This window comes from Kitasatospora sp. NPDC057512, assembly GCF_042802135.1.
Lineage (GTDB): Bacteria > Actinomycetota > Actinomycetes > Streptomycetales > Streptomycetaceae > Kitasatospora.
The window spans coordinates 1-13,278 of the sequence record NZ_JBHVET010000155.1; the positions used below are offsets into that span (position 1 = coordinate 1).

Below are 13,278 nucleotides of genomic sequence, written 5' to 3' on the forward strand. Positions count from 1 at the left end.
AGGCCGCCCGCCTTCGCGACCGCTACGCACGGGCGGACGTTTCCTCGCCCCAGGAGGTCGCCGACGCTGTGGGCCTGCTGGAGAGCGAACTCGGCCCGGTCACCGCCGTGCTGCACGGCGCCGGCCGCAACGAGCCGGCCGCCCTGGACGCGCTGACCGCCGAGGACTTCCGGCGGACCCTGGCGCCCAAGACCGACGGCCTGGCGGCGGTGCTGGCGGCCGTCGACCCGGACCGCCTGAAGCTGCTGGTCACCTTCGGCTCGATCATCGGCCGGGCCGGGCTCCGCGGCGAGGCCCACTACGCCACCGCCAACGACTGGATGACCGAGCTGACCCTCCGTTTCCGGGACCGGCACCCGCGGGCCCGGGCGATCGCCCTGGAGTGGTCGGTCTGGTCGGGCGCCGGGATGGGCGAACGGCTCGGCGTCGTCGAGGCGCTGATCCGGGAGGGCATCACGCCGATCTCCACCGAGGACGGGATCCAGGTGCTCCGCGAGGTGCTCGCGGACCCCTCGGCCGGCCCCGTTCTGGTGGTGAGCGGACGGGCCGGCGGCCTGCCCACCCTGGCCACGGTCCAGCGCGAACTGCCGCTGACCAGGTTCGTGGAGCGGGTGGTCGCCCACCACCCGGAGATCGAGCTGATCACCGAGGCCGAGCTGTCCGAGGGCAGCGACCCCTACCTGACCGACCACCGGCTCCAGGGCGACCTGCTCTTCCCGGCCGTCCTGGGCATGGAGGCGATGGCCCAGGTGGCCGCCGCGGTGAGCGGGCACCAGGGCTCGCCGCTGCTGGAGGACGTCGAGTTCCGCCGCCCCGTGGTGGTCCGCCCGGGCGGCTCGACCACCATCCGGATCGCCGCGCTGGTGCAGACCCCCGGGACGGTCGACGTGGTGCTGCGGAGCGAGGACACCGGCTTCACGGCCGACCACTTCCGGGCGAGGCTGCGCTACCCCCGCCCCGAGCCGCCCGGCACGCCGCCGCCGGTCGGGTCCGGCCTGCCGACGGTGCCGGTGGACCCGGTGACCGAGCTGTACGGCGGCGTGCTGTTCCAGGGCAAGCGGTTCCAGCGCCTGCTGGAGTACCGGCGGGCGAGTGCCCGGCACGCCCTGGCGGAGATCTCCACCGCCGCCCAGGCGCCCTGGTTCGCCGCCTTCCTGCCGCAGGACCAGCAGCTGGCCGACCCGGGCACCCGGGACGCGATGATGCACGCCGTCCAGTGCTGCGTGCCGGACGCCACCCTGCTGCCGCAGAGCATCGAGCGGCTCTGGCTGGCCGACCGGGCGGACCAGGACACCGGGTTCGTCGTGCTCGACGCCCGGGAGCGCTCCCAGGACGGGGACCGCTACGTCTACGACCTCGTCGTGCGCACGCCCTCCGGAGCGGTGGTCGAGCACTGGCAGGGGCTGACCCTGGTCGCCGTGCGCCGGCGCGACGGCGCCGGCCCGTGGGTGCCCGCGATGCTCGGCTCGTACCTGGAACGAAGCCTGGAACGGGTCCTGGGCGGCAGCCGCGCGGTGGTCGTCGAACCCGCCGCGGACGGCGACGCCGGGCACCGCGACCGCCGGGCCCGCACCGCGACCGCCGTCGGCCGGGCGCTGGGCCGGCCGGTGGAGCTGAACCACCGGCCGGACGGCAGGCCCGAACTCGGCGGCGGGCCGGGGCTCGAGGGCTGGACGGTGTCGGCCTCGCACGACGCCGGCCTGACCCTGGCGGTGGTGGGCCGGGGGCGCCTCGCCTGCGACGCGGAGTCCGTCCTGGAACGGACCCCCGAGGACTGGGACGCGCTGCTCGGCCCCGGCCAACACGCCCTGCGGGACCTGCTGGCGACCGAGGCCGACGAGGCCCCGGAGGTGGCCGGCACCAGGGTCTGGAGCGCGCTGGAGTGCCTGCGCAAGTCCGGTGCGACCACGCAGGCGCTGACCCTCGACCGCGTCCACCCGGACGGCTGGGCCGTCCTGTCCGCCGGCGACGCCGCCGTCGCCACCTGGGTGACCACCGTCAACGGACGGCCCGGGCCGGTCGTCTTCGCCGTACTCGCCGGAAAGGAGAACTGATGTCGGGCTACTACGAGCTGCGCCACACCGTGGGGTTCGAGGAGACCAACCTCGTCGGCAACGTCTACTACGTGAACTACCTGCGCTGGCAGGGGCGTTGCCGGGAGATGTTCCTCAAGGAGAAGGCGCCCGGGGTGCTCGCCGAACTGCGGGAGGACCTGAAGCTGTTCACCCTCAAGGTGGAGTGCGAGTTCTTCGCCGAGATCACCGCGTTCGACGAGCTGTCGGTCCGGATGCGGCTGGAGGAACTGACCCGGACCCAGGTCCAGTTCAGCTTCGACTACCTGCGGATCGACGGCGAGCACGGGAGCCCGGTCGCCCGCGGCCGCCAGCGGATCGCGTGCATGCGCGGGCCGAACACGGCGACCGTCCCGGCCCCGGTGCCGGAGGAGCTGCGCCGGGCCCTGGCGCCGTACGCCGAGGACGCGGTGGCCGCCCGGGTCCTGGCGGCGCCGGCCCCGTCGTCCGGCCGGCCGGTGGGCACGGGGAGGGCGCGGTGAGCGACAACGGCCGCGCCCTGGTCGACGACCCGTCACCGTCCACGACCTCGCCGTCCACGACCCTGCCGTCCTCCCGGCACGCCGCCGTTCCGCCGGACGCGCTGCGCGAGACGATGGCCCGGTTCGCCACCGGGATCACGGTGCTGACCACCGGTGGCGAGCACGTCCACGGCATGACCGCCAACGCGTTCAGCTCGGTGTCGCTGGAGCCCCCGCTGGTGCTGTGCTGCGTCGCCCGCACCGCGACGATGCACCGGGCGATCACCGCGACCGGGTCCTTCGCGGTCTCCGTCCTGGGGGACGAACAGGAGCCGCTGGCACGGTACTTCGCGGGCCGCGGCAGGCCGCGCGGCGCCGCCCAGTTCCACGGCGTCGACTGGCGGCCCGGCCCGTTCACCGGCGCCCCGCTGCTGTCGGGCTCGCTCGCCTGGCTGGAGTGCAAGCTGGCCGGGCAGTACGACGGCGGCGACCACTCGATCTTCCTCGGCAGCGTGCTCGGGTCGGGCTGGGCGGAGGGCCGGCAGGCGCTGCTGTTCTACGGCGGAGGCTTCCACCGGGGCGTCGGCGGCGCCGGCGACGGGATCGGCTGAGCGGAGGGATGGTCCGATGTTGGTGAGCGTGACCGGCGGCACCGGGTTCGTCGGCATCCACTCGGTCGCGGCGATGGTCCGGGACGGGCACCGGGTGCGGATGCTGGTGCGCGACCCGGCCCGCGCGGAACGGGCCCTCGCGCTGCTGGAGGTGGACCCGGGCGCCGTCGACCTGGTCGTCGGGGACGTGACGGACGAGGGCGGTGCGGCCCGCGCGGTGCGCGGCGCCGACGCCGTCCTGCACGCGGCCTCGGTGTACTCCTTCGACAGCCGGCGGTACCCGGCCATGCGCCGGACCAACGAGCGGGGGACCGACCTGGTGCTGGCCGCGGCCCGCCGGTCGGGCGCCGATCCGGTCATCCACGTGTCGAGCATCGTCGCACTGCTGCCGACCCGCCGGCGGCCGCTCCGGGAGGACTCCCCGGTCGGCCGCCCCCGGGAGACGTACATGGCCACCAAGGCCGCCGCCGAGCGGGTCGCCCGCCGCCACCAGCGGGACGGCGCACCGGTGGTCATCAGCTACCCGCCCGCGCTGCTCGGCCCGCTGGATCCGGGGCCGGGCGACCAGAACACCCGGCTGCGCAACACCCTGCGCGGGCTGATGCCGGTCTGGCCGCTCGGCGGCTTCCCGGTCGGCGACGTCCGCGACACCGCGCGGCTGCACGCCCGGCTGCTGACCGCACCGAGGACGGGCCTCGACCGCCACTTCGCCCCGGGCCGCCAACTGGCCACCCGGGAGTACGTGCGGACCCTGCGGGAGGTCACCGGGCGGCGGCTGCCCGCGGTCTTCCTGCCCGCCCGCGCCATGCTGCCGGTCGGCGCCCTGGCCACCCTGGTGCAGCGCGGCTGGCCCTGGCACATCCCCGCGGAGTACGGCGCCGTCTACACCTGCGCCTGCGCGGCTCCCGTCCACCCGGCCGCGAGCACCTGCGGACTGCTGCCGAGGCCGATCGCGGAGACCATGGCCGACACGGTGCGCTGGCTCCGTGCCGAGGGGCTCCTGACGGACCGGCAGGCGGGCCTCCTGGCGGACGGGAAGGGCAGGTGAGCCGGGGGTGAGGCGCGCCGGGGGCGGCTCCGGCTCGGGAGAGGGGGCGCGTTCGAGGCCGCCGCGCCCCCGCGCGCCGCACGGGACCGCCGCGGACGCGCGCGGCGGCCCGGACCCCCGGGTATCGGGAAGGGGGTACCGGATGGATCACGGGAGGTTCCATGAGCGAGCAGGACGTGCCGCCGATCTCGATCTTCTACCGTCGCGACGGGCTCGACCCGGGCCGGGCCCTGGGCGAGGCCCAGCACGGGGACCCGGTCCGGCGCGTCCGGGACTTCTGGCTGCACCGGGTCGGCGAGTACCGGCTCGTCACCCGGCACGCCGACGTGCGGCGCGTCCTGGCCGACCAGGAGACCTTCGCGATGTACGACCCGGAACGCGCCCCGGTCCTGCCGAACGAGCTCCTCAACATGGACCCGCCGGAGCACACCCGGCTGCGCCACGTGCTGACACCGGAGTTCACCGGGAAGCGGATCCGCTCCCTGGAGCCGATGATCCGCGCCCTGGTCGGCGAGCTGCTCGACGCCATGGAGGCGCGGGGGCCCGCGGCGGACCTGATGGACGACTTCGCCCTGCCGCTGCCGCTCGGGGTGATCTGCGCGATGCTCGGCGTCCCCGACCCGGACCAGGGGGAGTTCCACCGCTGGTCCCGGACCACGCTGGACCTCGGGCTCCCCATGGAGGAACGGCTCGCGGCCGGCCGGGAGTCGCACGCGTACGTGGCCGCCCTGGTGGCGGAGAAGCGGCGCAGCCCGGACGACGGGATGATCGGCATGCTCGTCCGGGAGCACGGCGGCGCGGTGTCGGACTCCGAACTGGTCGGTGTCTGCGAGCTGCTGCTGCTTGCCGGCCACGTCACGGTGTCCAACACGATCGGCCTGGGCGTGCTCGCCCTGCTGTCGCACCCGGAGCAGGCCGACCGGCTGCGCGACGCGCCCGAGGGCGGTCCGGTGGTCGACGCCGCCGTCGAGGAACTGCTGCGGTACCTGTCCGTGTCCAGCACCGCGCTGGCCCGGACCGCGCGGTGCGACACCGAGATCGGCGGCGTGCCGGTCAAGGCCGGCGAGCAGGTCGTCTGCCAGCTGCCGGTGGCCAACCGGGACCCGGCGCTCGGCGCCGGGATGGACCGCCTCGACATCGGACGCGAGCCCGTGTCGCACCTGACCTTCGGGCACGGCCCGCACCACTGCCTCGGCGCACCGCTGGCCCGCGCCGAACTGCGGATCGCGCTGCCCGCGCTGCTGCGGCGGCTGCCCGGCCTCGCGCTCGCGTGTCCCGCCGAAGAGGTGCCCTACCGGGTCAACAACGAGGTCTACGGGCTCCACGCACTGCCCGTCACCTGGTGACGGGGGCCCGGCACGCCTCGCCGGCTACGGGGCCTTCCTCCGCAAGGCCTTCCGGACGGCCGTCGCCAGGCCGTCCGCCATTCCTCGGGACCGGGTCCGGGTCCGGGTCCGGGGCGTCGGGGGCTCGGGCCAGGGCGCCCCCGTCGCCGTGAAGTCGTAGGCGGTCTCGGCGTGTTCGCTCTGGTCGATGCCGACCACCTCGACCTCCTCGGCGACCCGGAAGCCGATGGTCCGCTGGATCGCCCGGCCGAGCAGCCAGGAGAGCACGAAGGAGTAGCAGGCGACCACCACGACGCCGACCGCCTGCCTGCCGAGCTGCCCGAAGCCGCCGCCGTAGAACAGGCCCCTGGCACTCTGGCCGACGTGCCCGGTGGCGAGGAGGCCGACCAGCAGCGAGCCGATCGCCCCGCCGACCGCGTGCACGCCGACCACGTCGAGCGAGTCGTCGAAGCCCAGCCGGTACTTGAGGCTGACCGCCGCCGCGCAGACCGCGCCCGCGACCAGCCCGATCACGACGGCACCGAGCACCGAGACCGACCCGCAGGCCGGGGTGATCGCGACCAGTCCGGCCACCGCGCCGGAGGCGGCGCCCAGCGTGGTGAAGGCGCCGTTCCTCGCCCGTACGTAGGCCAGCCAGCCGAGCATCGCGGCGGCGGTGGCGATCTGGGTGTTCAGGAACGCCGCGCCGGCGACGCCGTTGGCGGCCAGCGCCGAGCCCGCGTTGAAGCCGAACCAGCCGAACCAGAGCAGCCCGGAGCCGAGCATCACCAGCGGCAGGCTGTGCGGGCGCATCGGGTGCTTCCGGAAACCGACGCGCTTGTCCAGTACCAGGCAGAGCGCCAGGCCCGCGACCCCGGCGTTGACGTGCACCGCGGTGCCGCCGGCGAAGTCGATCACGCCCACCCGGTCGACCAGCCAGCCGCCGCGCCCGTTGTCGGTGCTGAACACCCAGTGCGCGACCGGGAAGTACACCACCGTGGCCCAGACCGTGACGAACAGCGTCCAGGCGGTGAACCTGGTGCGGTCCGCGATCGCGCCGCTGACCAGCGCCGGGGTGATCACCGCGAACATCAGCTGGAACACGGCGAACACGGTGACCGGGATCGAGCCGTGCAGGTCGTCCCGCCCGACGCCGCGCATCCCCAGGTGGTCGAGGTTGCCGATCAGGCCGTGGAAGGCGTCGGTGCCGAAGCTGAGCGAGTAGCCGTAGAGCACCCACAGCACGCTGACGATCGCCAGCGCGACGAAGCACATCGACAGCATGTTCAGCGTGCTCTTGGCCCTGACCATCCCTCCGTAGAAGAAGGCCAGCCCGGGGGTCATCAGCATGACCAGGGCCGCACTGAGGAGGACGAAGGCGGTGTCGCCCGCACTGAAACCGGCCGGCATCGGTGGCGGGCTCAGCCGAGCCGGTCGCGGGTCCGGAGACGCCGGGCACGGCGGTCGGGAGCAGGGTGAAGGTGCGTACTCATCGCGAAGCTCCTCGGAATCTCCTGCCGGCGGCGCCCTGCGCCACCGGAATGCTAAGTCGACTCCTCGATCGGCGCCCGCTGAGGGAACCCGCGGCGGCAGGTGGGCGGAGAACGAGGGTTCGTGAGGGTGACGGCCTGACGGAGCGGGGCACCGCGTGTCGTCCGGGGGCGGAACGGCACACCATGGCGCGGGGGCCTCACAGCTCGCGCAGCTCGCGCCTGGTCAGCGCGGACCCCGGCGGCGCGGGTACGCCCGTGCGGATGCGAGGCTGGGCCCCGTGAACGAGACGATCATGGCAGCCGCCCGCGAACGAGCCGCCGGACACCGGCGCCGGTTCGACCTCCGCTTCGAGGCCTACTTCGCCGCCCTGCCGGAGCGCCTCGACACGCCGCCGCTCAGCCGCTTCACCCCGCGCTGCCTGGAGCTGCTGCGGGACCTCTCACTGCGCGGCGGCAAGCGGCTGCGGGTCGCCCTGCTGTACGAGGCCGCCCGACTGGTGACCATCGACCCGGTGCCCGGCCTGGCGGAGGCCGCGCTGAGCATCGAACTGCTCCAGACGCACGGGCTCGTCCACGACGACATCATCGACGACGCGCCCGTACGCCGCGGCGGCCCCTCCACCTACTACGCCTACCGCCGGGAGTTCCCGGAGGCGGACCGCACCGCGCTCGGCCTGGCCGTCCTGGCCGGGGACCTCGCCGCCTTCCTGTCGATGCGGGTCCTGCTGGAGGCGGACGTCCCCGCCGAGCTGCGCCAGGCGATGCTGGAGGTACAGCTGAACGCGGGCGCCGAGACGGTCACCGGCCAGATCGTCGACCTCGAACGCGACTTCCGGCCGCTCCCGGACGAGGAGTTCCTGCACACCGTCTGCGAGTACAAGTCCACCCGGTACTCGGTGCTCGCCCCGCTGCGGCTGGGGCTGCTGGCCGCCGGCGCGGACCTGGCCGCCCACGACGCGCGGCTGCGCCGGTACGCGACCCTGGTCGGCATCGGCGGCCAGCTGCGCGACGACTACCTCGACCTGTTCGGCGACGAGGACGCCACCGGCAAGTCCACCGGCGCCGACCTCCGCGCGGGACGCCGCAGCTATGCCGTGAGCGCCCTGCTCGCCGCCGCGGACGAGGCCCAGCGGGCCGTGGTGGAATCCGCGCTCGGCGACCCGCACTGCCCGGACGACACGGTCGAGCACGTCCGCGAGCTGGCCCGGCGGCTGGGCGTGGACGGCAGGCTCCGCTCCGACATGCGCCGCTGCGCCGAGGCGGCCCGCGCCGAGGCCGAGGGCTGGCGCCCGCACTGGCGGGAGGAGGCGGTGGCCTTCTTCGCGGGCCTGCCGCTGTCGAACGTCGTGCCGGGCTGACCGGGCTCCCCTTGTTCCGGGAAGAGCGCCCCTCAGACCCGGGCCGGGAGCCAGCCGTGCTGGACGGCGCGCACACCGGCCTCGAACCGGCTGCGGGCGCCGAGCCGCTCCATCAGTTCGGTGGCGATCCGCCGCGCCGTCCGGGGCGAGACGCCCAGCCGCTTGGCGATCGCCTCGTCGGTGTGCCCCTCGGAGAGCAGCCGGAGGGCGGCCGACTCCTGGCCGCTGAGGCCCCGGGAGTCGCGCACGGCGGGGCCCACGAGGGGCCGCGCGGCGTCCCAGACGTTCTCGAACAGTGCGCACAGGGCCGTCAGCGTGCCGTGGCCGGTCAGCACCACGGCCGCCGCCGCCGTGTCGTCGCTGTTCACCGGGATGACGGCGGTGGCGCGGTCGACCACGATCATCCGCGTCGGCAGCGAGGGCACGACCCGCACCTGTCCGCCCCGGGCGGCGAGCCACGCGGTGTACGCGACGGTCGGCGCGCTGTTACCCGCGCTCTCCAGGTAGACGGTGCGGATCTTCACGCCGCGCCCGAGCAGCTCCTCGTCGAGCGGACGGGCCGCCGCGATGCTCTCCGGGGTGTGGCCGCCGTCGGGCGCGAAGGTCATCACCTCGTCCTTCACCCCGCGGGTGAGGGAGGCCAGCCGGTCGCGGATCGCGTCCAGGCCGACCAGGTGCTCGACCCCGGCGTGCGCGGTGGCCGGGCGGAGGTCCGAGAAGTCGGCGATGAGCTGCGCCGCCGCGACCCGGGAGGCCTCGATCCGCTGCCGCTGGACCGCCAGCTCGGCCTGCTGGCGGGCCATCAGGATCTCCATGCCGACGTCCGGCGAGACCGCGCGCAGCGCTCCGTCCCGCTCGTGCGAGGGCCGGACCAGGGCGAGCTCGCTGAGGGTGTCCAGCGCCGAGCGCACCTGCGCCTCGGTCAGTCCGACCGCTCCGCAGAGCCCCAGTACACCGTCCTGGGGACGGGCCAGCATGGCCCTGTACACGGCTTCCGAAGCGGTGTCCAAGCCCAGAACAGCCAGCATTTCCTACCCCCCGGTAGCGGTCCTGTGAACGATGCGCGCATGATCATCGCACGAAGATCCGCAGCTGGACCAGGGGTGTCGCGTGGACCGTTCCGGCCACGGCCCGAAGCGTCCCGCGTCACCCCCTGTGCTCCCTTCACGAGGCCTGGGAACGTCGGAGGCATGTACCTGATCCACGTTCAGCTGCTCGCCCCGGAGGGGGCACCCCTGCCCGACGGGGTCGCCGACCTCCTCCGGTCCGTGGCGACCCCCGCGGACCGGCTGGAGCACGTCGCCGTCCACCCGCACGCCGTCCCCGACCCGGTGCTCGGCCTGTACCTCCTCGCCGAGGGCCTCGCCGAGGCCGAGTCCCGGGCCGCCGCACTCTGCGAGCGGGCCGTGGCGGCCGCCGCACCGCTGCACGGCTGGTCCGTGGCCCGGGCCGGCGCCCCGCTCGTCTCCCCGTTCTACGAACTGGAACTGTCCCGATCCGGCCCCGCTGGACGGAACCGGCAGGGGACGTTTCCGTCCACCTGACAGCCCTTCCGTCCGCCCCGGGCCCACGGCCAAGGTAGTGATCGCCGGCCGGGAGCACCGACCGGCAAGGCCACCAGGACGAAGCGTCACCGCGGGACGCACGGTCCGGCCGCCCCACCCGGCCCCACCTCCGTGGAAGGACCCCACCATGCTGCGCACCCGTCTCGCCCAGGCCGCCGCGGTCGTCACCCTCGCCGTCGCCGCCGCCCTGCCCGCCGTCGCCCTGTCCGTCGCCGGGCACGAGACCGCCTCCGTCTCCCGCGTCGAGGCCGCCGACGTGCACGACGAGAACATGATCTGGCAGTAGCCGGCACCGCCGCGGGCGCCCTCGACCGCTGCTCCTGCAGGGCAGCCGTCCCGCCCCGCGCCCACTGAACACCGGTCCCGGGCTCCGGCAGGCCGGCCCGGCCTCCGTGCCCGCCGCCACCGCCCGACCCGCGGACCGTCCCTCACCGTCGCACCACGCCTGTCCCCGCCATGCCCGAAACAGGAGAAACCCACCATGCGCAAGCGTTCCGTCCGCACGCTGGTCACCGCTGCCTTCGCCACCGCCGCGGTCACGCCCGTCCTCATGCTGACGGGAGCCCAGATCGCCGTCGCCAGCGTCGGATCGAACATCGTCGGCACCGCCGAGGCCAACCTCGGCCACGGCGCCTGCGACACCAACAGCGCCGGCGGCAGCGGCTACTACACCAGCTGCGGCGAGTCCTGGTGCGCCGACTTCGCCCGCTGGGTCTGGGCGCAGAACGGCGTCAACGTCTCGGGGCTGACCTCCGGGGCCGGCAGCTTCGGACAGTACGGCTCCGGTCTGCACTCGACCCCCCGCGTCGGTGACGCCGCCGTCTTCAACTACAGCTCCGGCTACGCGGAGCACGTCTCGCTGGTCGTCTCGGTCAACTCCGACGGGTCCGTCGGCACCATCGGCGGCAACCAGGGCAACAGCCAGGTCACCCGCGGCACCATCACCGCCGGCGGGATGTACGGGTCGAAGCACGTCAGCGGCTACGTGTCGCCGATCGGCGGCCGGGGGTCCTCGGCCGGTACGGAGTCGGGTGGGGCGGGTCGGGTGCGGTGGGCCGACTTCGACGGTGACGGCCGTGCGGACTACGTGATCCTGAACGACAACGGTTCGGTGCGGGTGTTCCTGAACAAGGGTGGTGACGGTCACGGTGGTTGGAGTGACCTGGGTCAGGTCACGACGGGGATGACCAGTGACCGCAGTCGGGTGCGGTTCGCGGACTACGACGGTGACGGTCGTGCGGACTACATCCTGATCAACGGGGACGGTTCGGTGCGGGTGTTCCTGAACAAGGGTGGTGACGGTCACGGCGGTTGGAGTGATCTGGGTCAGGTGGCGACCGGGCTCACGGCCAACCCGGCGCAGGTGACGTTCGCGGACTTCGACGGTGACGGTCGTACGGACTACGTCATCACGCAGCCGGACGGTGCGGTGGGTGTCTTCCGCAACACCGGTATCGGCGGCTGGAGCGACCTGGGCAAGGTGGCCGGTGGCGTGACGGCTGACACTTCGCGGATCAAGTGGGCGGACATCGACGGTGACGGGCGTGCCGACTACAACATCGTGAACCCGGACGGCAGCATCACCAGCTACGTGAACCACGGTGGTGACACGGGTGGCGGCTGGACCCTGCGTTCCAAGATCGCCACGGGTCTGACCAGCAACCAGAACACCGTCGACCTGGCGGACATCAACGGTGACGGCCGGGCGGACTACCTCGTGACCACCGGCCCGACGACCGCCTTCCTGAACAACGGCGGAGACGACAAGAACAACCCCGGCTGGATCGACTACGGCCAGATCGCCGCCGGCGCCTGAGCCGCGACCGGAAACAGGGAAGGAACCCCGTGAAGCGCACCACCACACTCGCCATCGCCGCGGTGACCGCAGTGGCCGCACTCGCCGCCGTGGCCCCCACGGCGTCCGCCGCCGCACCGACGCCCGCCCCGGTCCTGCGGGTGATGCCGCTCGGCGACTCGATCACCGCCGGGTACCGGAGCACCACCGACGCCGGGTACCGCGGACCGCTCGCCGACCTGGTGGCCCAGCAGAACCGCTACACCGTCGACCTGGTGGGCTCGCGCGGCAACGGCGCGGTGCCCGACCCGGACAACGAGGGCCACAGCGGGTCCATGGTCAACGACCTCCTCGCCGGAGTCGACGGCTGGCTGGCCGCCGCCCAGCCGGACGTCGTCCTGCTCCACATCGGCATCAACGACCTGGACCGGGGCACCGACAAGGCGCACGCCGCGGACCGGACGTCGGCGCTGATCGACCGGATCCTGGCCGACCGGCCGGGGGTGACCGTCCTCGTGATGGGCCTGATCCCGACCACACCGAACCTGACCGCCCAGGTGGCCGACTACAACAGCGCCCTGAGCCAGGCCGTCCTCGCGAAGCAGGCCCAGGGCCGCAAGGTCCGCTACACCGCCGCACCCGCGCTGACCCCGGCCGAGATGGCCGACGGCCTGCACCCCGACGACCTGGGCTACCAGCGGCTGGCGCAGACCTTCGACCAGGCCCTGGACCGCGCCTTCACGGACGGCCTGGCCGCCCCGGCCCCGGTGCACCACGCCGGTACGGAGTCGGGTGGGGCGGGCCGGGTGCGGTGGGCCGACTTCGACGGCGACGGCCGCGCCGACTACCTCGTCCTCAACGACGACGGTTCGGCCCGGGTGTTCCTCAACAAGGGCGGTGACGGCCACGGCGGCTGGAACGACCTCGGGCAGGTCACGACCGGGATGACCAGCGACCGCAGCCGGGTGCGCTTCGCCGACTTCGACGGTGACGGTCGTGCCGACTACATCCTGATCAACGGGGACGGTTCGGTGCGGGTCTTCCTGAACAAGGGCGGTGACGGCCACGGCGGCTGGAACGACCTCGGCCAGGTCGCGATCGGGCTCACCGCCGACCCCTCCCAGGTCACCTTCGCCGACTTCGACGGCGACGGCCGCGCCGACTACCTCGTCACCCAGTCCGACGGCGCCGTGGGCGCCTTCCTCAACCGGGGCGGCGACGGCCACGGCGGCTGGATCGACGACGGCAAGGTCGCCGGCGGTCTCACCACCGACCGTAGCCGCGTCCGCTTCGCCGATCTCGACGGTGACGGGCGGGCCGACTACAACGTCATCAACCCCGACGGTTCCATCACCACCTTCCTCAACAAGGGCGGCGACGGCCACGGCGGCTGGACCGACTACGGCCGGACGGCGACCGGGCTCACCACCGACCAGGCCACGGTGGCGCTGGCCGACATCAACGGTGACGCCCATGCCGACTACCTCGTCACCACCGGCCCCACCACCGCCTTCCTCAACAACGGCGGTGACGGCCACGGGGGTTGGACC

12 protein-coding genes are annotated in these 13,278 nt (G+C 73.9%); 10 read left to right on the top strand and 2 right to left on the bottom strand.

Annotation, left to right across the window (positions count from 1 at the left end; all coding sequences use genetic code 11):
• The 5 genes from ACFU6K_RS13340 to ACFU6K_RS13360 all read left to right on the top strand — a co-directional run.
• The coding region (locus ACFU6K_RS13340; protein WP_380662745.1) for a KR domain-containing protein at nucleotides 1-2,054 on the top strand (2,054 nt) is incomplete at its 5' end.
• Nucleotides 2,054-2,554: an acyl-CoA thioesterase gene (locus ACFU6K_RS13345; RefSeq protein ID WP_380662747.1), complete on the top strand. Its 501-nt coding sequence runs from the start codon at nucleotides 2,054-2,056 to the stop codon at nucleotides 2,552-2,554. The genes ACFU6K_RS13340 and ACFU6K_RS13345, both read left to right, overlap by 1 nt.
• The gene (locus ACFU6K_RS13350; protein ID WP_380662749.1) at nucleotides 2,551-3,144 is read left to right on the top strand and encodes a flavin reductase family protein; all 594 of its coding nucleotides are present in this window, start codon (nucleotides 2,551-2,553) and stop codon (nucleotides 3,142-3,144) included. Before ACFU6K_RS13345 ends, ACFU6K_RS13350 begins: the two co-directional genes overlap by 4 nt.
• Nucleotides 3,145-3,160: 16 nt before the next feature.
• Entirely contained in the window at nucleotides 3,161-4,192 is a 1,032-nt protein-coding gene (locus ACFU6K_RS13355) for an NAD-dependent epimerase/dehydratase family protein (protein WP_380662751.1), read from the top strand.
• A gap of 161 nt (nucleotides 4,193-4,353) precedes the next feature.
• On the top strand, nucleotides 4,354-5,538 hold the full coding sequence (locus tag ACFU6K_RS13360) for a cytochrome P450 (protein ID WP_380662753.1): 1,185 nt from the start codon (nucleotides 4,354-4,356) through the stop codon (nucleotides 5,536-5,538).
• Nucleotides 5,539-5,562: 24 nt separating this feature from the next.
• Here the strand turns inward: ACFU6K_RS13360 and ACFU6K_RS13365 are convergent, their stop codons facing one another.
• Entirely contained in the window at nucleotides 5,563-6,927 is a 1,365-nt protein-coding gene (locus tag ACFU6K_RS13365; protein ID WP_380662755.1) for an ammonium transporter, read from the bottom strand.
• Nucleotides 6,928-7,303: 376 nt separating this feature from the next.
• On the opposite strand from ACFU6K_RS13365, the gene ACFU6K_RS13370 reads away from it, so the two are divergent.
• Nucleotides 7,304-8,368, top strand: coding sequence for a polyprenyl synthetase family protein (locus ACFU6K_RS13370; RefSeq protein WP_380662766.1), 1,065 nt, complete (start codon nucleotides 7,304-7,306; stop codon nucleotides 8,366-8,368).
• A 32-nt stretch (nucleotides 8,369-8,400) separates the two neighbouring features.
• Here ACFU6K_RS13370 and ACFU6K_RS13375 read toward each other — a convergent pair whose 3' ends face one another.
• Nucleotides 8,401-9,396: a helix-turn-helix domain-containing protein gene (locus tag ACFU6K_RS13375; RefSeq protein WP_380662757.1), complete on the bottom strand. Its 996-nt coding sequence runs from the start codon at nucleotides 9,394-9,396 to the stop codon at nucleotides 8,401-8,403.
• A 162-nt stretch (nucleotides 9,397-9,558) separates the two neighbouring features.
• Between ACFU6K_RS13375 and ACFU6K_RS13380 the strand changes: the two genes are divergently transcribed.
• The 4 genes from ACFU6K_RS13380 to ACFU6K_RS13395 form a co-directional block, all read left to right on the top strand.
• Nucleotides 9,559-9,912, top strand: coding sequence for a hypothetical protein (locus ACFU6K_RS13380; RefSeq protein WP_380662759.1), 354 nt, complete (start codon nucleotides 9,559-9,561; stop codon nucleotides 9,910-9,912).
• A gap of 148 nt (nucleotides 9,913-10,060) precedes the next feature.
• On the top strand, nucleotides 10,061-10,219 hold the full coding sequence (locus tag ACFU6K_RS13385; RefSeq protein WP_380662761.1) for a hypothetical protein: 159 nt from the start codon (nucleotides 10,061-10,063) through the stop codon (nucleotides 10,217-10,219).
• A gap of 195 nt (nucleotides 10,220-10,414) precedes the next feature.
• The gene (locus tag ACFU6K_RS13390; protein ID WP_380662763.1) at nucleotides 10,415-11,749 is read left to right on the top strand and encodes an FG-GAP-like repeat-containing protein; all 1,335 of its coding nucleotides are present in this window, start codon (nucleotides 10,415-10,417) and stop codon (nucleotides 11,747-11,749) included.
• A gap of 29 nt (nucleotides 11,750-11,778) precedes the next feature.
• The coding region (locus ACFU6K_RS13395) for an FG-GAP-like repeat-containing protein (protein ID WP_380662764.1) at nucleotides 11,779-13,278 on the top strand (1,500 nt) is incomplete at its 3' end.